This is a genomic window from Streptomyces sp. NPDC046197, assembly GCF_040646295.1.
Taxonomy (GTDB): domain Bacteria; phylum Actinomycetota; class Actinomycetes; order Streptomycetales; family Streptomycetaceae; genus Streptomyces.
The window spans coordinates 187,015-212,224 of record NZ_JBEYZY010000004.1 but is presented as its reverse complement, the minus strand read 5'-3'; the positions used below and the strand labels follow the sequence as shown (position 1 = coordinate 212,224).

Annotated in this window: 18 protein-coding genes, 2 pseudogenes and 1 riboswitch; of the genes and pseudogenes, 2 read left to right on the top strand and 18 right to left on the bottom strand. The window is 71.3% G+C overall.

The window, feature by feature from the left end:
- Positions 1-2: 2 nt before the first annotated feature.
- From AB0A61_RS07990 to AB0A61_RS07940, 11 genes and pseudogenes are all read right to left on the bottom strand, one after another.
- Positions 3-1,307, bottom strand: a complete 1,305-nt coding sequence (locus tag AB0A61_RS07990) for an O-antigen ligase domain-containing protein (RefSeq protein WP_361287890.1) — start codon at positions 1,305-1,307, stop codon at positions 3-5.
- A 1-nt stretch (position 1,308) separates the two neighbouring features.
- Entirely contained in the window at positions 1,309-2,844 is a 1,536-nt protein-coding gene (locus tag AB0A61_RS07985) for a right-handed parallel beta-helix repeat-containing protein (protein WP_361287887.1), read from the bottom strand.
- An 8-nt stretch (positions 2,845-2,852) separates the two neighbouring features.
- On the bottom strand, positions 2,853-4,829 hold the full coding sequence (locus tag AB0A61_RS07980) for an alginate lyase family protein (RefSeq protein ID WP_361287884.1): 1,977 nt from the start codon (positions 4,827-4,829) through the stop codon (positions 2,853-2,855).
- Positions 4,826-7,024 carry a bi-domain-containing oxidoreductase gene (locus AB0A61_RS07975; protein ID WP_361287881.1) on the bottom strand — a complete coding sequence of 733 codons (2,199 nt, stop codon included), beginning with the start codon at positions 7,022-7,024 and terminating at the stop codon, positions 4,826-4,828. The genes AB0A61_RS07980 and AB0A61_RS07975 overlap by 4 nt, the downstream gene beginning before the upstream one ends.
- A 17-nt stretch (positions 7,025-7,041) precedes the next feature.
- Complete coding sequence (gene asnB, locus AB0A61_RS07970; protein ID WP_361287878.1) at positions 7,042-8,976, bottom strand: asparagine synthase (glutamine-hydrolyzing); 1,935 nt, start codon at positions 8,974-8,976, stop codon at positions 7,042-7,044.
- A gap of 3 nt (positions 8,977-8,979) precedes the next feature.
- A complete protein-coding gene (locus AB0A61_RS07965; protein ID WP_361287875.1) occupies positions 8,980-10,533 on the bottom strand; it encodes a Wzz/FepE/Etk N-terminal domain-containing protein in 1,554 nt (517 codons plus the stop codon).
- Positions 10,530-11,900: a Wzz/FepE/Etk N-terminal domain-containing protein gene (locus AB0A61_RS07960; protein WP_361287872.1), complete on the bottom strand. Its 1,371-nt coding sequence runs from the start codon at positions 11,898-11,900 to the stop codon at positions 10,530-10,532. Before AB0A61_RS07960 ends, AB0A61_RS07965 begins: the two co-directional genes overlap by 4 nt.
- Positions 11,897-13,162 carry a glycosyltransferase family 4 protein gene (locus AB0A61_RS07955; RefSeq protein ID WP_361287869.1) on the bottom strand — a complete coding sequence of 422 codons (1,266 nt, stop codon included), beginning with the start codon at positions 13,160-13,162 and terminating at the stop codon, positions 11,897-11,899. The genes AB0A61_RS07960 and AB0A61_RS07955 overlap by 4 nt, the downstream gene beginning before the upstream one ends.
- Positions 13,152-14,477 carry a nucleotide sugar dehydrogenase gene (locus tag AB0A61_RS07950; RefSeq protein WP_361287866.1) on the bottom strand — a complete coding sequence of 442 codons (1,326 nt, stop codon included), beginning with the start codon at positions 14,475-14,477 and terminating at the stop codon, positions 13,152-13,154. Before AB0A61_RS07950 ends, AB0A61_RS07955 begins: the two co-directional genes overlap by 11 nt.
- Before the next feature lie 73 nt (positions 14,478-14,550).
- On the bottom strand, positions 14,551-16,029 hold the full coding sequence (locus AB0A61_RS07945) for a sugar transferase (protein WP_361287863.1): 1,479 nt from the start codon (positions 16,027-16,029) through the stop codon (positions 14,551-14,553).
- A 663-nt stretch (positions 16,030-16,692) separates the two neighbouring features.
- A pseudogene (locus AB0A61_RS07940) lies at positions 16,693-17,163 on the bottom strand (MmgE/PrpD family protein); the annotation flags it as partial.
- Positions 17,164-17,352: 189 nt separating this feature from the next.
- Here AB0A61_RS07940 and AB0A61_RS07935 point away from each other — a divergent pair.
- Positions 17,353-18,044, top strand: a pseudogene (locus AB0A61_RS07935) (short-chain fatty acyl-CoA regulator family protein).
- Between the two features lie 40 nt (positions 18,045-18,084).
- Entirely contained in the window at positions 18,085-18,675 is a 591-nt protein-coding gene (locus AB0A61_RS07930) for a histidine phosphatase family protein (protein WP_361287860.1), read from the top strand.
- Between the two features lie 275 nt (positions 18,676-18,950).
- Here the strand turns inward: AB0A61_RS07930 and AB0A61_RS07925 are convergent, their stop codons facing one another.
- From AB0A61_RS07925 to AB0A61_RS07895, 7 genes are all read right to left on the bottom strand, one after another.
- Complete coding sequence (locus AB0A61_RS07925) at positions 18,951-19,703, bottom strand: CbtA family protein (RefSeq protein WP_361287857.1); 753 nt, start codon at positions 19,701-19,703, stop codon at positions 18,951-18,953.
- Positions 19,704-19,724: 21 nt separating this feature from the next.
- Positions 19,725-19,946: a CbtB-domain containing protein gene (locus AB0A61_RS07920; protein ID WP_208030505.1), complete on the bottom strand. Its 222-nt coding sequence runs from the start codon at positions 19,944-19,946 to the stop codon at positions 19,725-19,727.
- A 35-nt stretch (positions 19,947-19,981) separates the two neighbouring features.
- Positions 19,982-20,123, bottom strand: a riboswitch (cobalamin riboswitch).
- Between the two features lie 60 nt (positions 20,124-20,183).
- Positions 20,184-20,426 (bottom strand): hypothetical protein, encoded by a 243-nt coding sequence (locus tag AB0A61_RS07915; protein ID WP_361287854.1) that lies wholly within the window; start codon positions 20,424-20,426, stop codon positions 20,184-20,186.
- Positions 20,413-20,727: a DUF6400 family protein gene (locus tag AB0A61_RS07910; protein WP_361287851.1), complete on the bottom strand. Its 315-nt coding sequence runs from the start codon at positions 20,725-20,727 to the stop codon at positions 20,413-20,415. Before AB0A61_RS07910 ends, AB0A61_RS07915 begins: the two co-directional genes overlap by 14 nt.
- Before the next feature lie 130 nt (positions 20,728-20,857).
- The gene (locus AB0A61_RS07905) at positions 20,858-21,637 is read right to left on the bottom strand and encodes an alpha/beta fold hydrolase (protein WP_361287848.1); all 780 of its coding nucleotides are present in this window, start codon (positions 21,635-21,637) and stop codon (positions 20,858-20,860) included.
- A 62-nt stretch (positions 21,638-21,699) separates the two neighbouring features.
- Positions 21,700-22,839, bottom strand: coding sequence for an alpha/beta fold hydrolase (locus AB0A61_RS07900; RefSeq protein ID WP_361287845.1), 1,140 nt, complete (start codon positions 22,837-22,839; stop codon positions 21,700-21,702).
- Positions 22,836-25,169 (bottom strand): thioester reductase domain-containing protein, encoded by a 2,334-nt coding sequence (locus AB0A61_RS07895; RefSeq protein ID WP_361287842.1) that lies wholly within the window; start codon positions 25,167-25,169, stop codon positions 22,836-22,838. Before AB0A61_RS07895 ends, AB0A61_RS07900 begins: the two co-directional genes overlap by 4 nt.
- Positions 25,170-25,210: the final 41 nt, after the last annotated feature.

Sequence of the window (25,210 nt, the reverse complement as noted above, 5' to 3'; positions counted from 1 at the left end):
GCTCAGGTCACCTCCGATCTACGGGCCCAGCGCGGGATGTGTCGTCGAGGGACTTCGGGCGTCGAGAGGCGAGCGGCCTCGGCAGGTGCCGCCAGCAGCGAGGCGGCCAGGGCCAGATGCAGCAGATACGGCGAGGCGTCGCCAAGACCGGCCTCGGTGTACGACGCGATGGCGCAGTAGCTGATCAGGAAGATCGCGCAGGCCCTCTGCAGCGACGGTGGCCGCAGCAACGCGACGCCGCCCAGCACGATGATGATCAACGCGACGAGGGTGACGCCGATCAGACCCTGCTCGTTGTAGACGGCCAGCCAGCTGTTGTCGATCGGCAGCCCGCCGAACGACTTGTCGCCCAGGCCCACGCCGAACAACGTCTCCGAGGTCGACCGGGGCGCAGCCAGCAGGGCGTCCCAGACCTTGGCCCGACCGGTGAGGTTGGAGAAGTTCTCCTTGCTCTGTCCGCGCAGGAACCACGCCTGCAGCGCGGAGGCGAATCCCACCGCGGCCACCACGGCGCACAGCACCGCCCAGGTGAAGAACCGGCGGGCTGCGGCGCTGGTCAGGATGAGCGAGCCGATCGCCAACGCCAACCCGATGAACAGGCCGAGCGTGGCCGTCCGGGTATGGGTCAGCGCGAGCAGCACGAATGACGGCGCGACGACCACCGCGGCGCCGGCCCTGTCGGTCCGGCGGCCCAGAACGAGCAGCACGGTGAGCCCGATGATCACCGCTGCGTACTGCCCGATCTGCGGCGGGGTGAGCGGCCACAACGCGCCGACCAGACGTCCGCCGTAGAGATCGGGCAGGGCCGCGCCCGGTGAGACGACCAGGCCGGCGGCCACCGATCCGAGCACCGCGAAGTACATCCGGATGTGGTGCCGGACGAACGTCAGGCCGCCGTCCCACCAGCGGCTGAGCAGCCACAGCGTGCCGACGAAGAGAGTCAGCCGGAAGCAGCGGAACAGCGCGCCGAACCCGGACTCCAGGTTCGCACTGGAGATCACGCTCATCACCAGCAGCAGGGTGAGCAGGAACACGTAGGCGCTGGACCGGATGCGCAGCCGGGGATTGACCACGAGCGCCAGCGCGAACGCGGCGACCAGCGCGCCCATGGTGACCATCTGGATGAGGGAGCGGGGCAGCGGGACGATGGTCTTCGCCCCGGCGGAGCCGAGCGTGTTGAGGACCAGCAGCCCCCAGACGATCCCGACGATCCTCGGTGTGCCGGCAGGGCGCGGTTCGGCGCCGGGCTGCGTTCCCGCCGTGTCCGGTCCGCCCGGCAGCCCACCGCGCGTCAGGCCCCCATCCATCTCAACCACCGGCCTGTGGGTCGAGGGTGCTGCCCGCGTCCTGCTGGTACGGAGCGCCCTGCCACTGCCCGAAGTCGAGTATCCGGCTCGGGTCGTGGGCGACGAACGTCCATGGTCCGACGTAGACGTTGTCGTGCCAGCGGTTGTGCTGCTTCTCGGTGATCGCGTCGGCCACCTGTTCACCCTGGTACGGCGACCAGTCCGGATAGGTGCCGTAGTTGGCCAGCACCGCCATGCGGTCGCACTTCTCCGTGCACTTGACGACGGACTTGTCGAGCACGAAGCGGTTGCCGTGGATGTCCACCCGCTGGGTCTTCCACCGGCAGTCGGCGTGGAGCGGTGCCCTGGCGATCGCCGGCTTCGCGCAGCGGTCGGTGTCCCGCACCAGCAGGGTGCAGTCACCGGACGAGGTGTTGGCCGGGCTGTTGCAGAACCGGTCGGCGTTCTCCCACAGGGTGATCCCGGACCAGTTGTTCTCCAGCACGTTCCGGTAGATCTCGATCTTGTTGGTGCGGGCTCGGATCCGTGGTTCGCCACCGGACTCGGACACGTAGATGGTCGCGAACGGGAAGCTGTCGCCGCGGTCCGCTTCCCTGCGGCCCTCGACCCAGTTGTTCCGCCGGAACGTGTTGTCCCGGATGACCGCGTTGTAGCTGATCTCGTAGATCAGCGCGGCACCGTCGTTGGCCTCGAGCACGTTGTTCTCGATGCGGAAGTCGTTGTTGTTGGTGTCCGCCCACAACCCGGCTCCGCGGTTGTCGTGCACCCAGTTGCCGCGTACGTCGGCGCCGTTGACGGCCCAGAACTTGACGCCTCCGCTGCAGCCGCAGCCCTTCCGCCGCCGCTCCCAGTCGCCGGTGTTGTTGCCCACGATCTCGTTGCCCTCGACCACCAAGCCGCCGATACGGCCGGTGGGTTTGTATGCGTTCATACCGTACTGTCCGTTGCCGCGCAGGCAGCTGGCGCGGACCTGCTGGCCGTCACCGGCCATCAGCCCGGCGCCGGAGTTGTACTGGATCGCCGTGTGCTCGATCACCCACCCGTCGGCCGAGTCATGGTTGACCACGCCCTCGTCCTGCGGCGCGACGAAACCCTGCACGGTCAGGTGGCGGATGGTGACATCGCGGGCGGTACCGCCGAACGCGTACTGGTTGATCTTCCGGCCGTCGAGCACCGCACCCGGCGCGCCGAGGTAGCGGTCCCCCTTCTTGGGGATGACCTGGGCGTAGCGGTCTCGCTCGAGCCTGTGCTTGCCCGGTCGAAGCCAGAACGTGGTGTTCGAAGGGCTGCTCCTGGTCTTCGCTGCCAGGTCACCGACCACCGCTGGGTCGACCGTCACCGCGCCCGCCGGCGCCTTCGCCGGCCCGGCCGCGGGGTTGGCGCACACCCGGGCCACGGATCGGGACGCGGACGTGGACGCCGCAGCGGTCGGCTCCGCTGCCGGGGCTCCCGGCGTGCTCTCACAGCCGGTCACCGCCGGCAGGGCCAGCGCCAGCGGTGCCGCCGCCAACGCCCAGTGCCGCCTCTTGATCCCCACGCGCGCCCCTAGCCGCGGAACCTGAGCACGGTGGTGAACCCGTCCGCGCCGTCGGCGAAGCCGGTGCCGACCAGCGTTGCGGTGGGTTCCTTGCGTCCGAATCCGGCCGAGTACCAGCCCAGCGGCGGGTCGGTCTCACCGCGATGCGCCCGCCAGGACAGCTGCCCGGGCAAGTCGAGCACCGCGGAACGCCCCTCGCCGTCCCGGATCCAGGTGAGCACTGCCCGGTTCCCCACCAAGTCCGCGGTGATCGCCGGACCGAGGTGGAACGCGAGGTGCACGGCCCGGCGCGGGCCGCGCACCTCGTCGACCACCCGCAGCTCCTGGCTCGCGGCCGTCAGCTCCACCCGGCGGCGGTGCACGGAGCCCCGGTAGCCGTCGTGCTCGGCACACCAGCGGGCTGTCCCCCCGTCGGAGGCGCCGGATGTGTCCGCGACCAGGACGCGGCTGCGGGCATGCCGGGTCCACAGGAACGGGCCGCCGGAGACGGACTGGTCACTGCCATCGAGTTGCAGGGTGTTGTGGCCGAGGGTCGACCGGAAGTACTGCCGCCACTCGGGGTGGCCGTGGTAGCAGAACGTCCCCGGGTCGGCGAGCACGTCGACCCCGTCGTGCCGGACCTCCACGGACAGCGCGTCCGCGTGGGCATGCGCGGCGATGGACAGGAAGCCGTGCGGACCACCGTCGCAGCGGCACCAGATCTCTCCCGGACCGCGCAGGATGGTGAGCCCCGCGTCGGCGAAGTGGGCCGGAAGGCTTGCCGGGCGTGTCACCGCCGGTGCGGTTCCATTTTCCGAGTACGGCCGGAGGAGCGCGGCCAGCAGCGGGGTGCGCACATCGGTGCCGGTCACCGCCGGCCACCATTCGAGCCGGCCGAACACGGCGTCGCCGGTGGCCAGCAGCGAGGCCCAGCGGTCGGTGCCCGCCCCGTCCACGACCAGACCGTGCCCGTCGTCCGCGTCTCCCTGGCGCGGCGGCCGCAGCCGGCTGTCCACGATGGCCGCGAGCGTGTCGGTCATCCGCAGCAGCACCAGCCGGATCGACGCGGGGACCGGCACGCCGGCGGCATCCGCCTCGGCCGCCGCGGCCAGGCCGAGTTCCAGCACAAGTCCGTGATACTCGGTGGCCAGCTCTCGGTTGAGGCCGGAATCGAAGGTGTTGCTGCGTAAATGTCGCTCCAGCGACCGCAGCGCGTCGGCTCGCCAACGCGCCGAGGAGGGGAACCACCCGAACGCGCAGGCTGCGGCGAACTGCCCGACGGTCTCGGCGATGACGTGGTTGTTCGCCGAAGACCCTCGGCTGGGGAAGGCGGCCAGCCAGCGCTGGTGGTGCCAGATCTGGTTCAGCGCCACCGGGTTGCCCTCGAACAGCCCGGTCGCGCCCGGCCAGCCGTCGAGCAGTCGACGGATCCAGACCCAGGACAGCAGCCGGATGCCCAGCTCGATGCCGCTGATCCAGTGCACGCCGCGCAGCGGTGGGTTGGCCGCCCACCACGACCGCAGGTGCTCCGCCACGCGCTCGGCGTACCGCTCGTTCCCGGTGATCGCGTAGGCTGCGGCCAGCACGGTGAGGTACTGATGCCGGGACAACTCCCAGATCTGCTTGATGTCCCCGACCGCGTCCTCGTTCCGGTACGGCACGTCGAAGGCGTAGCCCCACGGAGCCCGGCGCCCGGTCTTCGGGTCGCACCACCAGTCCGGGTCGGCCAGGTCGTCGCGGACCACCCCGAAATACTCGGCGTGCCCGTACATCAGCCGGTCCGCCTCGGCGATGAGCCGTTTCGCGGCGTCCGGTGGCACAGCGGCGATCGTCCCTGCGGGCAGGACCGCGGTGAAGCGGGCCCCGGTCACGCTCGGGCAGTCCGGCCGCGCCGACCGCCACCGCCGCCTGCGCACCGCGTCGCCCACCCGGCCCGCTACCTCCTGCGGTCCCATCCGGGACAGCCGCCGCAGGTACCAGCCCGGACTCCCCGAGATCACAGTCATCGCGTCCTCGCCAACGTGACCGGAGCACCGCCGGCCAGGCCGGCCTGCACGGCGAGAGTGGCCGAGGTGGTGGCGACCAGCGACTCCAGCGGCACCGGCATCGGCCCGCCGGTCCGCACGGCCTTGATGAACGCGGCCAGCTCGGCGGACTGGCCCTTGTCCCGGGCCTTGGGCAGCCGCGAACTGACCCACCGCCTGCGGCGGCCGTCGTAAACAGCGGCACGAACGAAGTCGTCGAGCCGCAGCACCTTGCCCTCCGCGACCAGGTCCAGCGTCTCCTTGGGGAAGCCGGGCGCGCCGCTGGTGACGTAGCTGATGGTGGCGGTGGACCCGTCCGGGTAGCGCAGGACGACCTGCAGGTCCTCGTTGCCGGACGTGGCGACCGCGTACACCGAGACCGGGTCGGCCTCGAGCAGCCAGCTCGCGGTGTCGATGAAGTGTCCACCCTCGCCGGCGAACCGCGAGCCCTCGGTGCCTTGTTGGAGGTACCAGCTGCCGTGCTGCAGCCGGCCCGCGTTGACCAGGTAGCGGAGGCTCGCCGGACCGGTCCGGGCGCCGAACCGCTTCCTGGCCTCCTGCAGCAGCGGCGCGAACCGGCGGTTGAAGCCCACCTGCAGCCGGTCGTTGCCGGACTCCTCCACCGCCGCGAGCACGCCGGCCAGCTCGTCCTCGGTGAGCGCCAACGGCTTCTCCACGAACACCGCCTTGCCGGACAGCAGCGCCCTTTGGGTCAGTTCGGCGTGCGAGCTGTGGCGGGTGACCACGAACACCGCGTCGATGGACGGGTCGCCGAGCACGGCGTCGAGATCGGTGGTCGCCTCGGCGAAGCCGAACTTCCGCTGCGCGTTGGCCGCGGACAGCGCCGTCGTGGTGACGACTGTCGACAGCTTGACGCCATCGCGCTGTGCCAGGTGTGGCAGCAGCATCGACGTCGCGTAGTTTCCCGCGCCGACGAACGCAAGGCGCACCGGCGTCTTGGCGGCCCGGGCCGGCGCGGACACTCCGCCGCTGGGTCGCTTCACCGCGGGCACGGCCACCGCCGGGGCCCCCGCTTCCTCCGCTTCCCCCGCGTGCTCGGAGTACCGGAACAGCACAGCCACGGCCTTCAGGTCTCCGTCCTTCAGGCGCTGGTACGTCTCGACCGCGTCATCGAAGTCGGCGATGTGGGAGACCAGGGGCTCCACGTCGACGCTGCCGCGGGCGACGAGGTCGAGGAAGCACGCCAGGTTGCGGCGCTCGGTCCAGCGCACGTAGCCGATCGGGTAGTCCCGGCCCTCGAGCTCGTACTCCGGGTCGTAACGCCCGGGGCCGTAACTGCGGGAGAACCGGACGTCGAGCTCTTTCTCGTAGTAGGCGTTCCACGGCAGGTCCAGGCGGCACTTGCCGATGTCGACGACCCGGCCGCGGTCCCGGCTCAGCCGGGCGGCCAGCTCGACAGGCTGGTTGCTGCCGCCGGCGGCGGCCAGGTACACCTGGTCCACGCCGTGACCGCCGGTGAGTTCGGCGACGGAGTTCTCCACGGCCGCGGAGGCGGGATCGCCGCAGGCCGCCGCGCCCAGGCGCTCGGCGAGCTCGCAGCGCACCGGGTCGGGGTCGACCCCGATGACGCGAACTCCCGAAGCGGCCAGCAGCTGCACCACCAGCTGCCCGATCAGCCCGAGGCCGATGACCAGCGCCACGTCGCCGAGCTGCGGCTCGCCGCGGCGGACGCCCTGCAACGCGATCGACCCGACGGTGCCGAAGGCCGCGTGCCGCGGCGCGAGGCCGTCCGGCATCCGGGCGTAGAGGTTCTTCGGCACCCAGTTCAGCTCGGCGTGCAGCGCGTGCTCATTGCCTGCGCAGGCCACGAGGTCGCCGACCTTCACATCGTCGATCCCGGTGCCGACCTGCTCGACCACCCCGCACAGCGAGTAGCCCAGCGGCGTGTAGGAGTCCAGCTTGCCCATCACCTTGCGGTAGGTGGCGGGCACCCCGTTGGTGGCCACGCTCTGCATGACTTTGGCCACCTGGTCCGGCCGGGAGCGGGCCTTGCCCAGCATCGACATGCCGGCCTCGGACACCTTCATGAGCTCGGTCCCGGTGGATATCAGCGAGTAGGCGCTCCGGACCAGCACACCGTCCGGCTTGCACCCCGGCACCGGCACGTCGAGCAGAGCCAGCTCGCCACTCTTGTAGTTCTGTACGACCTGTTTCACCCGAAGTCCTCTTGTCTCTACGCCGTCAAGGGAAAGTCCTGGCCGGCCCCGGAGGTCGCGCCGCGATACCAGTACTCGAGGGTCAGTACGTGCCACAGATGCTTGGAGAAGTCCCGCTGCCCGGCGGCATCCTCGGCGACGAGCCGCGCCAGCGCGTCGCGGCGCAGGAACCCGGAACGGACGAGCAGGCCGTCGTTCACCACCTCGCGCACCAGCGGTGCCAGGTCCCGGCTCATCCAGGCACGCAGCGGGGCGCTGAACAGGCCCTTGGGCCGGTACACGATCTCCCGGGGCAGGACCGAGGTGGCCGCCTCCTTGAGGACGGCCTTGCCCTGTCGTCCGACGATCTTGCGCTCGCCGGGCACGGCGAATGCCGCCTTGACCACCTCGACGTCGACATACGGCACCCGTACCTCGGTCGAGGCGGCCATGCTCGACCGGTCCGTGTACGTGAGGTTCAGGCCTGGCAGGAACATCCGGGCGTCGGTCAGGCACATGCGGTTGACGAAGTCGTCGAGGTCGTTGTCCTGGTAGACGTCCGCATGTTCGTTCAGAACGTCCTCGACCGTCCCGGCCAGGCCCGGATCGAGAAGGGCGAGCAGCTCGTCCTGGTCGTACATGGTGTAGCTGCGCCGGAACGCGGTCTCCTCCGGCAGATCGGCGAAGGAGAGGAAACGCTTCGCGAAGCGCACCGACCGGTACCCCCGGCGGGACGTGGCGACCGGCAGCCGGTCCACGGCCCCGGACACCCCGCGGCGCAGTGGCCGCGGGACGCGCCGGTAGCGCAGCGCGAGCAGGTTGGCCAGGTGCTTGCGGTACCCGGCGAACAGCTCGTCGGCACCCATCCCCGAGAGCATCACCTTGACCCCGGCCTCCCGGGCGGCCGAGCAGATCAGGTACGTGTTGATCGCGGCGGGGTCGCCGATCGGCTCGTCCAGGTGGTACGTCATCTGCGGCAGCAGGTCGAGCACGTTCGGGGCGATCTCGATCTCGTGCAGGTCGACGCCGAACCGCTCCGCCACCTGCCGGGCATACCGCAGGTCGTCCGGCATCGCCTCGAACTTGGCGTCCTCGGCGCGGAAGCCGATCGTGTAAGCGGAGATCCCGGGTTGGTGGCGGGCCGCCAGCGCGGTCAGGTAGCTGGAGTCGAGGCCGCCGGAGAGGAAGGTAGCCACGGGTACGTCGGAGAGCAGGTGGCGCCGGGTCGACTCCTCGACGATGGCGGCGAAGTCCGGCTGCTCGCCGGCCCGGGCCCGCTCCCGGCCCTCGGCGGCGACGTCCTTCAGGTTCCAGAACCGGCCGCGCTCCACCCGGCCGTCGGGCCGGCACCTCAGCCAGCTCCCCGGCGCCAGCTTCTCCGCTTCGCGGAACGCGCAGCGCGAGTCCGGCACCCAGTAGTACAGCAGTGAGGCCACCAGCGCCGCATGGTCCACCCGCAGCGACCCGCCGGTCGCGGCGGCGAGCGCCTTGAGCTCGGAGGCGAACACCAGGCCCTCGCCGCGCCGGAGCAGGAACAGCGGCTTGATGCCGAGCTGGTCGCGGGCGAGCACCAGGTCACCGGTTCGCTCGTCGAAGACGCCGAACGCGAACATGCCGCGCAGTCGGGGCAGACAGTCCGTGCCCCAGCGCCGCCAGGCCTCAAGGAGTACCTCGGTGTCGGAGGTACCGCGGAAGCGCACCCCGGTGGCTGCCAGCTCGGCACGCAGCTCGGGCGCGTTGTACAGCTCGCCGTTGTACGTCAGGGCGAGGCCGTCCGAGACCATCGGCTGGCCGCCGGTCTCGGACAGGTCGATGATGGCCAGCCGGCGGTGCCCGAGCTGCACTTCGCCGTCACCGACGGGGTGGCCGTAGCGGCCCGTACCGTCCGGGCCGCGGTGGGCGAGGGTGCCGGTGAGCCGGTCGGTCACGACCTTTCCGTCCGGCCATCGGTAAGTGCCTGCGATGCCACACATGTCCTACCGCGCCTCCTGGTTGTTGTCCGGGACCCGTGCAGCCCGCATCGGCTGACGCTCCATGCGCCGTCGGCCCTCCCCCGCTGCCTGAACGGCGTGGGAGGTACCCCCACCGTTCTGCCGGACCGGCCGCTCGCTCCGGCCGCGCAGCGCGGTGTGCAGCCCGTCCCACAGCGTGCCGTCGGTCCGGTCACGCGGGTCGGGGTCGATCAGCACCACACCGATCACCGGAATGCGCTGGTCCGCGAGCTGCCGCGCCACTGTGTGCAGCCATGCGGCGCTGCCGTGCCCGGCACGCACGACAAGCACGGTCTGGGTGCCGAGATACTGGAGGTCGGTCCACGCCGTGCCGGGCGCCACCGAGCCGACGCCGATCCGGCGCTCCTGGGGCGACACGGCCGCGGCACGTTCGCCGCTGACCACGGTGGGGTCTCCTGGCTTCGGGCGGCGGCCTGCGAGCTGCGGGCCGGGGAGAGCGTCGATGACGGCCACTGGCCCCTCCGCCGCCAGTGCCCGGGCGAGGCTCAGGGCGATCACGCTCGTGCTGCGCGCACAGCCCAGTTCCAGCAGCGACAGCGGTTCCGCGGAGCCGCGCAGGGTGCGGGCCAGCGTCGCGGTGAGCCGTTCGCGTGCCGCCCGGGTCCGTCGGCGCTGCCACAGCCTGCCCGACCGGCGGGGCAGCTCCGCGATGACCGAGGCGCCGAGGTTCGCCGCGATGTCCCGGCGTAGCACGGGGCGGTCTGCCACCACCGCGCCGACCGCGGCCAGCGCGAGCCCGAGGACGAGCCCGAGGACGAGTCCGATCACGGCGCTGGTGACGGCGGCCTTGGGCAGGGAGTGCCGCACCGCGCGGGGGGCGTCCACGATCTGCGTGCCGACGATGAGCTGGGGCGTGCCGATGCGCGCCTCGTCGGCGCGCTGGCCGAAGTCGGCGATCCGCGAAGTGAGCTCGGCCCGGCGGGCGAAAAGCGACTCGATGCTCGCCGACGCTTTCGGGTCGCTGTCCCGCGATCGGCCGCCGATCGCCTTGTTGACCTCGGCGAGCGCGTCCTGCATGCGGTCACGCTGGTCGAACAGGGCCTTGGCCTCGGCATCCGCAGTGTCCCGTATCCGCTTCACATGGTCCGCGACGAACGCATCGGCCAGTGCCTTGGCCCGGGCCACCGCTTCCGCGTCGGTGTCACCTGTCACATCGATCTGGAGCACGTTGTTGGTCAATCCGGTGCCCCGGTAGTCCCGCATGAAGTCTTCCGGTTTTTCCGGGGACTTGAGGGACCGCAGGGCCTGGTCGGCGATCCGCGTGGTCCCCAGCAGCTGGACGTCGGTGCGGATCAGCGTTCCGGTGTCGTTCGGCTGGTCCGCCTGATGCGCGACCAGCACCTTGGTCACCGCGGTCGGCGGCGGCGGCAGCAGGACCGCCACCGCGGCGCCGATCAGCAGTCCAAGCAGCGCCATGGCGCACCAGAGACGGCGGCGCCTGCGGACCGCGACCACCAGCGCCTGCAGGTCGAGGAGCGGAATGGCGGCCGACGACTCCGAATTCGTGCTCGTGGTCACGCTGAACCTCCGGTCGCGTGGCCGCGAACCGCGGGCGCCGAAGTGGTCTCGTCCGGAGGACGGCCGGCCGTCCGCGTCGGACGGGTGAGGACCGTGCCGGCGACGACGATGCCGACGAGCTCATGCCTGCCGTCCGCACACGCCTCGGCGATGCCGGCGAGCTCCTCCGCGGTCCAGCTGCCCGCGCTGAGGACGACCAGGGCACCGGACTCTGTGTCGCGGTCCGGCACGATCGGCCGGTCCACCGAAACCTCCACCACCCGCAGCAGCGGATCGCTCTCGGCCTCGGCGACGAGCTGCCCGGCGGCCCGGCGGGCGATCTCGTCGCCTTCCGGTACGACGACCAGCAGCCGCCGGGGGGCCGGCAGCTGGTCCCGGAGGCCGGCGCACACCCGCCGGTAGCGGATCCGCCTGTCGGCCTCGTCGCCGGACCTCTGCGGGGTCGGTAGGTCCCACCGGGTGTCAACGCCGAGAAGTCGGCGGATCCGGACCCGTGGGCCACGGCTTTCCGGCCGGTGCGCGCGCCGTTCACCAGGCACGTCGACGGTGCCAAGGAGCGCCGAGCCCAGCGCCGCGGCGATCTCCGGTTCGGTGTGCAGCCGGCGACTCACCCGTGCGGCGGCGAGGTGGCCGATGACCGCGAGCAGGAAGAACAGCAGCGCCCCGGCGACGATGAGCTGCATCCTCGTCGGTGCTGCCGCGCCGGTAGGCCGGGGCGCCGGCCCCATGAAGACCATGCCGGCCTTGTTGGTCGCCGGGTCGGCCTGGTCCAGCTTCTTCATGGCCTCCTGCAGCGCGGTGCGCAGCTTCTCGAGCTCGGTGCGGGCCTGCACGCCCTCCACGGTCTGCCCCGGATCGGCCGCATCGGCCAGGTCGGTGATGCGGCGGTTGGTCTCCGCCACCTTCTTCCGCAGCGCCTCGGTCTCCGTGGCCGCTTCGGGGTCGGCACTGCCGCCTGCGATCCGCGCGGCGAAGGTGACGAATTGCTGAGCCACCTGGTCGGAGAGCCGCTGCGCGCGCTCTGGGGTGTCGGCCGTACCCGAGATCTCGATGATGTTCCCGTCGGCGGCCTTGGCGCTCACTTGATCCCGCAGTTCGGCGCCGCTGACGCCCTTCCAGCCGAGCGTGGCGGCCGCGCGGTCGACCACCGCCGAGCTGGTCGCGATGTCCACCTGAGTCAGCAGTTCGCGCTCCTCCCACTGCCCCGGCAGCAGTACCGATGCCGCCGCCGTGTACCGCGGCGGAAACAGCAGCACCGAGGTGCCGTAACCGACGAGCGCACCCACCACGGCGAGTACGGCGAGAAGCCGCCACCGCCGACGGAGAATCCGTCCGATCGTGACCAGGCGGATCGTGTCATCACTCAATTGCGCGGCCTCTTCCCCGTACGGACCGGCCCGCCTGCCGACATCGGAGCATGGTCCCGGCAGGCAGCGGCGTAGGCGGCGAGCAGCGACGCTTGCGAGTTCCGCCAGGAAAGCGGCCCGCTGATCCGCTCCTGGCCGATCTTGCCCATCCGGGCCCGCTTCTCCGGATCGTCAAGGAGCAGCGCGAGGAGCCCCGCGAACTCGGCCTCGTCGTTGGCGGGCGCGTAGACGGCGGCGTCACCGGCGGAGACGCGCGCCTCCCGGAGATCGAACGAGACGATCGGCCGCCCCATCGCCATGTACTCCAGGACCTTGTTCATGGTCGACACGTCGTTGAGCGGATTGCGCGGGTCGGGGGAAAGGCACACGTCCGCGGTGGACAGGTAGCGCACCAGGTCGGCGTCCGGAATGCGCCCGGTGAACTGCACCTGCGCGGAGAGACCGAGGCGCCGGGACAGCTCCACCATCGCGTCGAAGGCGTCGCCGGCGCCGACGAACACCGCATGCCAGTCGGTCCGTCCGAGCTCGTCGCGCAGCTTCGCAAGGGCCCGCAAGGCGTAGTCGACGCCGTCCTGAGGGCCCATGACGCCGAGGTAGCACAACAGATGAGGCTTGCCGTGCTTCAACTCCGGCTCCGGTGGCACCGGTTGGAACCGGTCGATCGCGGGCGCGCTGCGTACCACGAAGACGTCCTCCGGCCGCCGGCCGCCACGGCGCAGCGCGACGTCCCGGTAGCTCTCGTTCGTGGCGAGCACGATGTCGGCGGCCCGGTAGGTGCGCCGTTCCAGCGCGCACACGGCGCGGTAGAGCAGGTCTTCGCCGCGGTCGAACCGGGAGAGGTACAGCTCGGGTACCAGGTCGTGTTGGTCGAAGACGAACCGCGCGCCGCGCCGCTTCAGCCACAGTGCCGGCAGGAACAGCAGGTCGGGCGGGTTGCAGGCGTGGACCACGTCGACCGGGCCGACCTTGCGGGCCAGCCGGACCGTGTGCCACAACGCCGATCCGTATTCCCGCAGATAGCCGGCCGGCCCTCCGGTGGCCGCGCGCAACGGGTAGCGGTGAATCCGCACCCCGTCGATCACCGCCTCCGGCTCCGTGTCCCGCTTCTCCCCCCGGGGACAGATGACGTGCACCTCCCAGCCCGCGTCGCGCAGCGTCGTGCACTCCTGCCACACCCGCCGGTCGAACGGCACCGACAGGTTCTCCACCAGGATCAGCGCGCGCCGGTCCGGCCCGTCGCCGCTGGTTGCGTTACCAAGCAAGGCCCATGTACCCCGGTTCGGTCCGGCGCGCCTCGGCGTCGGGAAGGCGGATGAGGTCGACGATCAACGGTCCGTCCTCATGGGGCAGCGACGACAGCACGGCCGGATCCCTGGTCCCGACCAGGCACACCTCGGCGTGCTCGAGCACCTCGTCGACGGAGTCCGCGAGCAGCTGCGCGAGGTGCGGCAGCCGGCTCTCGATGTACTCGCGGTTCGCGCCGAGCAGCCGGGAGAGGCTCACATTGGCGTCGTAGATCTTGAGGTCGTAGCCCTTGCCGAAGAGCCTCTCTGCCAGCTCGACGAGCGGGCTCTCGCGGAGGTCGTCGGTGCCGGGTTTGAAGGACAGCCCGAACAGGCCCACCCGGCGCTTGCCGGTGCGCTCGACCAGGTCCACCGCGCGCTGCAGATGGTCGGAGTTGGAGGCCAGCACGTGGGAGAGGATGGGCACCGAGACGTCGGCCCGCTGCGCCGCGTGGACCAGGCTGCGCAGGTCCTTGGGCAGGCAGGAGCCACCGAAGGCGAAGCCGGGCCGCAGGTAGGCGGGGCTGATGTTCAGCTTGCGGTCGGCCAGGAACACGTCCATCACCTGGTGCGAGTCCACCCCGAGCGCCTGGCACACCGCGCCCAGCTCGTTCGCGAAGCCGATCTTGAGGCCGTGGAACGCGTTGTCCGCATATTTGATCGCCTCGGCCGTCGGGACAGGCACCCGGAACACCTCGCCGGGCAAGCCGTCGTACAGCGCCATCACCGCATCGCCGCTTGCCGGGTCGAGCTCGCCGATGACGGTCTTGGGCGGGTCGAAGAAGTCCCGCACGCTCGTGCCCTCGCGCAGGAACTCCGGGTTGACCGCGACCCCGATGTCCACCCCGGCCGTGCCGCCGACGTACTTCTCCAGAATCGGTACCAGCAGGTTCAGGCAGGTGCCCGGGAGCATGGTGCTGCGGAACACGACGGTGTGCCGGCTCCCCTGCTCGGCCCCCTCGGCCAGCGCGGCGCCGATCTGCTCGGTGACCCGCTCCAAGTACGTGGTGCACAGGCTGCCGTTGGGCTCCGACGGCGTGCCCACGCAGACCAGCGACACCTCGCTGCCCATGATCGCCTCGCGGACGTCGCCGGTGGCGCGCAACGCTCCGGTCCGCACGACCTCGGCGATGAGTTCGCCGATCCGCTCCTCGACCACCGGGGCCTTGCCGTCGTTGACCAGGTCGACCTTGACCCGGTTCACGTCCACCCCGATGACCTCGTGATCCATGCTGGCCAGGCACGCGGCCGACACGCAGCCCACGTAGCCGAGCCCGAAAACGCTGACCCTCATGACCCGTTCCTCCCCCGGGGCAGGCCCTCCCGGCCTGCGGTCCGCGCGCCGGCCGTACGACGACCGCCGCGCATCAGTAGGCCCCCTGCCCATGGACCACCGCACGCAGCGTCTTCCACAAGATCACTGTGTCCAGGGCGAGCGACCAGTCCTCCACGTACCGCAGGTCGAGCCGGACCGCCTCCTCCCATGGCAGGTCACTGCGTCCGCTGATCTGCCACAGGCCGGTGAGTCCGGGCTTGACCAGCAGCCGCCGCCGGATGTCCGGGCCGTACGCAGCGGACTCCTCCGGTAACGGAGGCCGCGGACCGACGAGCGACATCGATCCGATGAGCACGTTGAAAAGCTGCGGGAGCTCGTCGATCGAGTAGCGGCGCAGCACTGCTCCCACCCGGGTCACCCGCGGGTCCCGGCGGAGCTTGAACAGCAGGCCGGCGCCTTCGTTGCGGTCGGCCAGCGCGGCACGTGCCCGGTCGGCCCCGGCGACCATGGTGCGGAACTTGAGGATGGTGAACTCGCGGCCGTCCTTGCCGACCCTGCGCTGGCGGTAGAACGCCCCGCCCCGGCTGTCCACCATCACGAGCAGCGCGACGAACGTCATCAGCGGCGCGAACAGCATCAGCAGAATCGTTGCGCCTATTCGATCGACGACCCCTTTGACCGCCCGGCGGCCCCCGGTGAAGGTCGGCATGCTGACCCGCAGCAGCGGGATCCCGAGCACCGCGTCGACGTGCAGCCGCGGGCCGGCCACCTCCATCAGCACGGGGGCCACGACCATCTCGGCGTCGCTGCCTTCGAGGTTCCACGCCAGCCGCTGCAGCCGGTCCGGTGACCAGTGCGGGTCCGGTGTGACCGCGACGACACGGTAGCCGTCGCGGCGGACGTGGCCCGCGACGTCCACCAGTCGGCCCACGACCGGCACTCCGTCCAGTTCGTCACCGTCGAGCCCGAGACCGTCCGTCGTGCACACCGCATCCACCCGCCAGCCGAGGTGCGGGAACTTGCGGGTTCGGGTGATCAGGTCGCGCACGGTGGCCAGGCTCCCGGCAGCGAGCACCGGTCTCAGGCACCGCCCTTCCTTCCGCTGTTTGTGCAGCCAGAGGCGCAGCACATATCGCGCGGTCATGGTGACGAGCGCGATCGCGGGGATCGCGACGAAGATCCAGAGTTTGATGTTGCGCGAGGTGAGGGCGATCCCGCCGAGCGCCAGTACGACGGTCGCCGCGAACAGTGAGCGTCCGAGCCGGCGGAATTCCTCGGCGCCCTGGCCGAGCACGGCCGGAGCCCACGACCGGCTGACCGCAAGCGCCCCCAGCACCAGCAGCTCGGTGCCGAATGCGAGAATTCCCCACTTCTCGTGCCAGTTGGCCGCGTCCCGGGCCCCGAAGAAGTCGCCGATCGCCGCCACCACGAAGGCGGTGGCCACGGTATCGCTGGTGATCACGGCACGGCGGTACCGCTGCTCCCAGTCGATCGCGGGCTGGCTGATTGCCCCGTTCGTCAGACGCCCGCGCTCCGACGGAAACGGGCTGACTAATCCCCCTTGCCGCACAGAACCCCCCAGGTCCCCAGTGGTTTGACGTGTTCGCCCAACACTGTTTCTCGGGAGGCCCCCGCCCCCCGCGCCGCTCTGTTCCTCCCCGCGGGAGGCCCCCCCGCGCATGACATCCGGGCTATTTCAGAGCTACTTGAACAACCCACCCTGGCGGCAGCAGACTCGCATGTCCTGCCGGACTCCCGAGGTGCGCGGGAACCCGTCGAAACCTCGGGTGCTCCCCGCACCCAAGGCCCCCTCTCGGGCTCCAAGGATTGATCACCCACACGTCTGGCGCCAGGGACGCGGCTGCTGGCCGTCTGTATCGACGGACCCATAGGTCATCATTTGTCGCCTGGTGTCCCAGCATGTGAAGCACGGTCAATGTAGACCATCGCGGCCCGTATGAAGAGAGGGATGTGTGGAATTTGTGTCCGCGAATTGAAGCTGGGGCCACGGACAGGCGACCGCCTGCGGGTGCCTGGCCACGCAGGCGCGCCTTGTGACCTGTGATGACGGGAGTTCTCCGGGCTGCCGCACCGGCAACCCCGAGGCGTCCCGGTCCCGGCACTGCCAACTTGGCTGCGGTCAGGGCCTGTTCGGAGGATCTTGCCGGTGAGCACGGGGCGGCGGTTGCGGGTGTGGGCGGTCGACGGCACGTGGGAACGGATCTTCACCGCAGCCTTTGACCAGGGCCACGTGGATCTCGTACGCGGCGACGATGCCGCGCAGCAGGTCGGCGCCGGTGCGGCCGGTGTGCTGGGCCACCGCCAGCAGGGGCGGGATGTTGTCGCCGGGGTGGGAGTAGTCGGCCGCCAAGTAGGTGTCGTGGACGTCCAGCTCGCGGACGGCGGTGCCGTTGGCCCACGCGGCCCATTCCGGGGAAACCCGGGTGCGGGTGCCGAAGACCGACGCGCCGGGTGTGGGCGCGCGGTGGGCGGTGGCCTGGGCCCGGGCCACGGCGACCGGGCGGCGCAGCAGGGAGGCGACGGCGACCGAGGTGTTGTCGATCACCCGGTTGACGGCCATGGCCGCGCTCTCGGCATCCAACTCCTGGGTGCCGGTGGCCACCGCGGCGAGCTTCCAGGCGAGCTGGTCCTCGCGGGGCAATCGGTCTGCGCTGGGGTGGACACGGACGTGGTGCTCGATCACGGGACTCCTCGCACTGGCGGGTGGCATGCCTGAGGGCTGATGTGCATGAGCTTTCCCGGCGGTCGGCTGCGAGGCCACCGCTCCAGCATGCGGAATCCGTACATCGCGGAGCCGCGAATCCGCGAAAGCTGCGAATCCTGCGGATGCTATGTTCGCAATCGAGGCGGGCTGGGACGGAGAGGTGCGCACATGGCCCGGCGACCGGCGGAACGGAAGATCTACGCCCGTGCGAAGCTGCGTCGGCCGCGCCGCGAGCACGGCATGAACCAGGTCGACATGGCCCGCGCACTCGGCATCTCCACCAGCTACGCCAACCAGATCGAGCAGAGCCAACGCCCACTGACGGCTCCCGTGCTGCTGCGTATCGCCGAGGTTTTCGGTGTCGACACGGAGTTCTTCTCCGAGGCCGACGAGGACCGGCTGGCCGCCGGTCTGCGGGCAGCGCTCGCCGATGAGGCGTGCGGAGTGCCGCTTCCGGTCGATGAGGACGTCTTCGCGGCCGCCCGGGACCATCCGAAGGTGGCGCGCGCCCTGGTCGCCCTGCACCGCCGTTACCGCGACGCCGCCGAACAGGCCGCCGCCCTCGCCGCCCCGCGCGCGTCGCACGGACCATCACCCGCGGTGGCTTCGGCCATCACGCCCCGCGCGCCGAGTTCGCGGTGGCGCTCGGCTGCGAGCTGCGGCACGCGCACCGGCTCGTCCACGCCGAGGGGGGCGCGCTGGACGAGCCACGGGGCGTGACGCCCATCGGCCTGGGCTGCCGGATCTGCGAGCGCCGCGACTGCGCCCAGCGGGCCCGGCCACCGGCCGGCGGACGGCTGGCCATCGCCCCGGACCGGCGTACGTACGTGCCGTACCCCGTGGAGACCCACACCCTTTGACACCGCCGACACCGACGACACCCACCGCAGGAGCAGCCACGTGACCAGCCGCGTGACCTTCGTCTCGCCCGCCACGAGCCCGTCGCTGCGGCAGGCCCGTTTCTACGGGGGCGACTCGATCGACGACGTCGGGGCGGCCCACGCCCGCTCGGCAGCGGGCTCTCTGCCCGCGCCCGCCCGTGTGTTGGTCGCCCCGAGCGTGCGCTGCCTTCAGACGGCTGAGGCGCTCGGCCTGGACGGCGTGGAGATACCGGAGCTCAAGGGGCTGGATGTGGGCCGATGGAGCGGGCGCACCCTCGAGGAGGTGGGAGCCGCCGAGCCGGAAGCAGTGGGACGCTGGCTCACCGACCCCGGCTGGGCAGCACACGGCGGGGAGTCGGTGCGGGACGTGTGCGAGCGGATCGGGGGCTGGCTGGACACCGCACAGGACACAGAAGGACGTACGGTCGCGGTGGTCGAGCCGGAGATCGTGCGGGCCGCGGTCGTTCATGTCCTGGGCCTGCCCGCGGCTGCCTTCTGGCGGCTCGACGTACCGCCGTTGACGGCCACGGAACTCAGCGGACGAACCGGACGCTGGAACCTACGGCTTGGCAGGCCCCTGGCCGTCTCGCCCGACGGCTGGACGCGTTGAGACGGCGCGGGCGCAGCAGTGCGGGAAGCCACGGGCGCCGTGGCTCGGAAGGCCGCGGGCGCCTCAACCCTTGCGGGTGAGCCCGAGGGCCACGCCCCGGTGACGTGGCGCGGTCCTCGGGTCCGTCATGCTGCGCCGAGGATGCGGGCAGGCCGAGGTCGAGCAGGACCACGTCGGACCGGCGCGCGGCCACCAGGCGTGGCGCGGTGTCCGCGTCGGGGCGCGAGAGGGCCCCTCGGACGGTTCCGAGGGGCCCTCTCGTGTTCCGGGACTGTTCAGTTCGGGGCGGGAACCGTCCCTCTGGACAGGGCCGTTGCCTGCTTGGGGTTCAGCTGCCGCTCGGCCAACTCGCCGAAGAGCAGGCCGAATCCGCCCCACAGGACGGCCTGGACGGCCAGGGCGGACAGGCGGAACCGCCACAGCAGGGTGGCCGGGAAGTCCTTCGGGACCTCGTTGACGGCCGGCAGGAAGGCGTAGGCCAGGCCGATCACGGCGGCGAAGGCGGCCACCGCGACCACCGTCGCCCACCAGGTGCCGAGGCCGGGCGCCAGGCGCTTGCCCAGGATCGTGGCAGCGACCGCGAGCAGCACGCTGAGCAGCATCATCAGGAAGTACAGGGCGGTCCGCTTGCCGATGGTGTCGGAGTTGCCGACCGACGGCGGATTGGCCGGGTACTTCAGGAAGGGGACGACGTACACGGCGAGCAGCGCGCAGCCCGAGAGCAGGAGTGCCGTGGCACGCGGGCTGAAGCGGCCGACCCGGCCCAGCGCGAAGCAGTACGCGAGCGCGGCGATGCCGCCGAAGGCGACCCCGTAGACCAGGACGCCGGTGGCGAGACCGGCGGTGGACTGCAGGGAGCGGGAGACGACCTCCATCTCGTGCTCGTGGGAGTGGGCTTCCTCGAAGCTGATCGCCTTGTCGACGTTCGGCTCACCGAGAAGGTAGGCGGCGATCAGGGCGAGCACGCCGGCCGCAAGGCCGGCGAGCATGCCCCGCACGAGGAGCTTCCTTACCGTTGGGGAGTTCATGGGCGTGCGGCGTCCCTCACGTCAGTGACAGGGGAAGCCGAGCAGATGACGGGCGTCATGCACCCACTCGTGGACGTCCGTGCCGTTGAACACGGAGGTGGCGCCCTGCTCGGCGCCGACGAAGTACAGCAGGACCAGCATCAGGATGCCGAAGAAGACCGCCCAGGGAGCTATCGCCTTCAGCGGCAGCTTGGCGGGGATGGCAGGAGTGGTGGCTGTCGGCTGGGCGACGGTCTGCGCCATGGCAGAACCTCCTCCGGGAGCTCGCGTCCCATCTCGGTGGTGCACAGGACGACGGCCACGGGTCTGACTCACGACATGCCTCGGCAGCATCTCGCATACAGTGGCGCGACCGTGCCGGTTTCCCACCGGCTTCCGTCTCGCCGTCGTCGATATCGGACCGACGGTACCGCGTCAGAGGTACCCGGCCAAGACCGCGTCACCTGACGTGATCTTCCTCTCGCACGGGGAAGGCGGCCGTTATCGCCCCGGACGGTCCTGGTTCGCGCGGGTGGCGCCGAAGTGGGTTTCGTGACTCCAGATGTGGGTGCACGACGGGCACTGCAGGTGGAGCAGGCTGCCCGTGTTGGAGAGCAGGTAACGCCAGTGCCTGGAGCAGGTGCTCCCCTGCTCGCACGTGGCGCACCCGCGGTGGTCGGCGCACCGGGGACAGTCCACCCAAGCGCGCCGCCCGATGTCGGCCTGCGGGTCAAGCGGCAGCATGACCGCCCCCTCCGCTCGGGAGCACTCCGGCCGCGACCAGTTCGTCGTACAGACGCTGCTGCTCCGGGCTGAGGCCGGAGTACAGCATCTCGTAGGCCTCCTCTTCTCCCCGGAGTGCCGCGACGGGGTCCCAGTCCGGGCCGAGAGCGGCCATGACATGGGTGCGCCGCAGCATTTCGTGTGCGTTCAGGTCGAGGGCGAAGTCGACCGGTGCGGAGCTGCCGGGTCGGTCCGCCGCGGGCCTGCTCGCTGCGGCGGGTTCGTCCGGTTCGCCGGGAAGGACGGGGCCATGGGAGGACATGCGATCGAACGTAGGTAGGCCTTCCCCCCTGCGGCAAGGGCAGGTGGGGGAAGTCACAGCAGGTCGGCGGCGCCGACGGGACCCGTGGGGGCCGGGGACGAGCGCCGCCACGGGGCCCGTCCCCGGCACTTCACCCCTTGGAGGTCAGGAACCGGTCGAGGGTCCTGGTCAGCTCGGCCGGCTTCTCCACGGGAAGTTCGTGACCGGCGTCGATGATGCGCACTTCGGCGTCCGGGTAGGCCTTCGCCAGGCGCAGCATCTGCTGCACCGGCAGCTGGATGTCGTGGTAGCCGTGCACGAGGAGGGTGGGCACCTCGATCTCGCCCACCCGGTCGAGGACGTCGAAGGCACGCATCGCGGAGTAGCACGTCATGACGACCTCGCGCGGGGTGGCCGCGGAGGCGCGGATGTACTGCCGGATCTCCTCGCGGGGGTGGCCGGGGGCGAAGGCGCGCTGGATGTTGGCGGCGACGAACAGCTTGAAGGGGACCCGGGTCGACACCGCCATCAGCAGGCCCCTGCCCCGGCTGTAGGTCATCCGGCCGATGGAGTTCACCAGCACCAGCCGCTCGACTCGATCGGGGTGGTCGAGGGCGATCGTCTGCGCGATCATCCCGCCCATGGAGTGGCCGATCAGGACACACCGGTCGACCTTGAGGTGGTCCAGCAGGGTCACCACGTCGCGGGCCGGCTCCGCGATCGTCCGGGACCCCGCTCCGCCGCTCTCCCCGTGCCCGCGCAGGTCGAGCCGGATGACCCGGCGCTCGACGGAGAAGTGCTCCATCTGGTGGTCCCAGCGGTGCCGGTCGGCCGTCCAGCCGTGGATGAACACCAGGGGCACGCCGTCGCCGTCGCGCGGGCCCTGGTCGTCGTACGTCAGCAGCGCGCCGTCGACTTCGAGCTGCGGCATGGGGCGCCTCCTGGGGTGCATTCGATTACTGACGAGTACGGTAGTCGGCCGCCCGGCTGTCGTCACCGCCGTTCGCCGAGGAAGTCGAGGATGTGTCCGAACACGTCGAGGGCGGCGCCCCGGCCCAGGAAGGTGTCCAGATGGCCGTAGCCGGGGATCTCGGTGTATGTCACGTCCAACTGCGGTTGCCGGTGGGCGAGGACCTCGTGGCAGAGCTTCTGGGAGTCGAGCCACAGCCCGTTCTCGCTGCCGGCGAGGAGCAGCACCGGGGTGTCGATGCGGCCGGCCGCGTCGAGCGCGTTGGGGGGCAGGGCCCGGTAGCGGTGGTCGGTGTCGTGCCAGCGGACCACGGTGCGGGCCAGCTCGATGCGCCGCAGGTGGGGCAGGATCCACAGCGGTGCGGGGCCGAGCAGGTCGGCCAGCCGGTCGTGGGTGGCTTGGGACAGGTGCTCGTGCACGAAGAGCGAGGCGCCCGTGCCCCAGGCGGAGTTGTGCAGGATCTGGCAGGTGGGGTCGGGGCAGGACGCCTTCCGTGCGGCCAGCGCGAACAACGGCGTGTACCTGGACCACAGGCCCACCTTGCGGAAGTCCACGGGGATGTGGTCGATCCGGGTCTTGAGCAGCTCCCCCGCGACCGACATGCGCAGCGAGGTCCGGCCCGCGAGCTTCGGCGTCAGGAACACCCCCTGGGACACCACGCCCGCCAGCCCGGGCACCAGCCCCGCCGCCATGCTCAGGGACAGGGTGAGCGAGCCGATGCAGTGGGCGACCACGAACAGCGGGCGGTCGCCGACGCGTTCGCGGATGTGGGCGACGGCGGCGGGAATGTCGTACAGGGCGACGTCGTCGTACGTGTATCGCCGCCCGGTCTCGTTGTACGGCAGCCGGCAGCTGCCCCGCCAGTCCAGCAGCCAGGGCTCGTAGCCCTCGTCGAGGAGGACGTCGACCAGGTTGCGGGTCTCGGGCAGCAGGAACATGTCGGCGGAGGCGGTGTGGCCGTGCAGGAGCAGCACGGCCGGGCGGCCGGTGTCGCCGGTGTGGATGCGGGTCAGGCCGAGGCGGAGCCCGTCGCCCGCCCGGAAGGGGATCTCCTCGACGGCGGCCGGGTCGAGACGGTGCTGGAGGGGGCGCAGGGCCGGGGTGGTCCTGACCCTGCGGAGCGCCGGCCTCGGGGCGCGGGAGTTCGCGGCTGGGAAGATCATCGGTGGTGCTCCGTGAGGGTCGGGGTGCGGCGAAGGTCGAGCAGGTCGGCCGCGGCCCGTGCGAAGGGGCCGAGCAGGCCGCGGCCCATCTCCAGGCCGAACCAGGCGAGCCAGGTCAGCTTGGCGGCGCGCTTCTCCCGGCTGGTCAGGCGCGGGTCCACCTTGATGCCGTCGATCTGGTCGCGGACGTAGGAGTCGGCGGGTACGACGACCTCGCCGGTGAGGCTCGCCGGTTCCCCGGCGCGGCCGATCTCGACGGTCAGTGCGCGGGTCTGCCGCCACAGGTCGCGCCGGGCGCGGGCGTGCTTGCGTCCCTCCAGCCACCAGTGGCCGCCGTCCGCGTCGCGCAACAGCAGCCGGTAGCACAGGAGTTGGTGGGCCAAACCGTGCTGCCGCGGGATGCCCTCCTCGGGCCGGATCCAGACGTCGCCGCGCTCGACGGTCAGCGGCTCGGGGTGGACCGCCGCGCAGGAGACCTCGCCCGTGACGTCCACCCGGCGTTCCTTCATCAGTTGGTACATGCTCGCGATGGAGAGGGTGAGCGCCATCGAGCAGGGCGTGTCGGCGGGGGCGCCGGCCGGGCCGACCGCGCCCTCGGTCGTCTCGGCGAACCACAGGTACGGCTGGTCGTCCTTGTGCGGCAGCCGGGCGAGGCCGTCCTGGGCGAGCCGCTCGAACGTCTTCAGCTGAGCCCGCGCGTCGTAGCGGGCCGCGGGCGGCAGACCGAGCGCCGCGACGAGCGCGGCGGTGCGTTCGCCGGTGGCGGCCGGGCCCTTGAGGGTGGCCTCGCAGAGCTTGACGGCCGTGGGGCTCTGCAGCACGCGGCTCAGGAAGGCCAGTTCGGGCACCGGTTCGGCCTCCAGTCGGGCCAGCGCGTCGGTCCGCCACTCGTCCCAGTCCTGCACGCGCACGTGCATGCCACCGAGCGCCATGTCGCGTACGACGTCGTCGAGTGTGTTGGGCACACCGGTGAGGTTGTAGTCGAAGCCCCAGGCGTCCGGTTCGCAGATCGCGGCGACGGCGACGCGGCTGACCCAGTCGACGGGCGCCGCGTTGAGGCAGTGGAAGGCGGGGACGGTGCGGAAGCGGCCGAACGCGGAGATGAGGCCGCTGCTGAGGTCCTGGGGGTTGTAGGCGCCGGTTCCGGTGTGGCCGCCGATGCCGCCCGGGCGCAGCGCGGTGACCACCAGGCCGTGGTCCCTGGCCCGGCGCAGGGCGACTTCCGCCGTCCACTTCGACTGGTCGTAGCCCGAGATGAGCCGGTCGGCATGGGCGAGCGGGTCGTCCTCGCCCATGGAGGTGATGCCGATCTCGTTGAAGACGGCGATCGAGGAGATGTGGTGCAGCGGTTTGGGCCTGCCGGTGGCCGCGAGTTCGGCCAGGGTGAGTGCGCCGAGGACGTTGCTGCCCCGCAGCGAGTGGTAGCCGCGCAGGAAGTCCACGGCCGCGGCCACGCCCACGACGCTGTCCAGTTCGTGGGCGAGGGTGTGCCACTGCTCGTCGGTCAGGCCGAGCCGCGGCTGCCGGATGTCGCCGGGCAGGACGGTCACGCGCCTGCGCACTTCCGAGGACCAGGGCAGGCGGTAGCTCTGCAGCGCCTCGCCGAGCCGGGCGACGGCCGCCTTCTCGTCGGCCGCGCGGACCAGGCAGTACACGTGGGCGTCGCTGTGCCGCAGCAGATCGAGCAGCATGTGGCTGCCGAGGAACCCGGTGGCGCCGGTCAGCAGGATGCGGCGGGGCGGCAGCGGCTCGGGCAGGTCGGTGAACGGCAGGCGGTCGGCGAGCGAGAGGTCGGCCAGGATCTGGTCGAGGTCCTCTCGGCGGGCCCTGGAGTACGGGGCCTCGGCGGACCCGGGGAGGAGATCGGCCGGCACCGCCTCAGCGGTGCGCGGGGACGGGCCGGGCAGGGGGCCGGGAGGGGATGTGGTGGTGCCCGGGTTCGCTTCGGCGCCCGCTGTTGCCGGCAGGCAACGCCGGGCCAGGCTGATCGGCCGTGCGTCGGCGAACACCTCGTCCAGTTCCAGGGCGATGCCCAGCTCGGCTTCCAGTTGCGCCACCAGTTCCACGGCGTGCACGGAGGTGCCTCCGGCGTCGAAGAAGTCGGTGTCGGACGACAGGTGTCCGCCGGGCAGGTAGCGGCCCGCGGCGGCCGCGATGGTGGCGGCCAGGCCGTCGACGTCCCGGGCAGTGGTCGAGGCGGCACCGGAGTCCGTCGCCGTCGCCGACGCCATCACCCTGGCCAGCAGGTCGGTCACACTGAGGCCGCCGCCTCCGCGCTCGATCGACTCGGCGGCCGCCCGTTGTCCGGCGTCCTCGTGCATGTCACGCATCGGAGCCCCTCACCATGTGCCCGCTTCCTTCCCTGACTTCA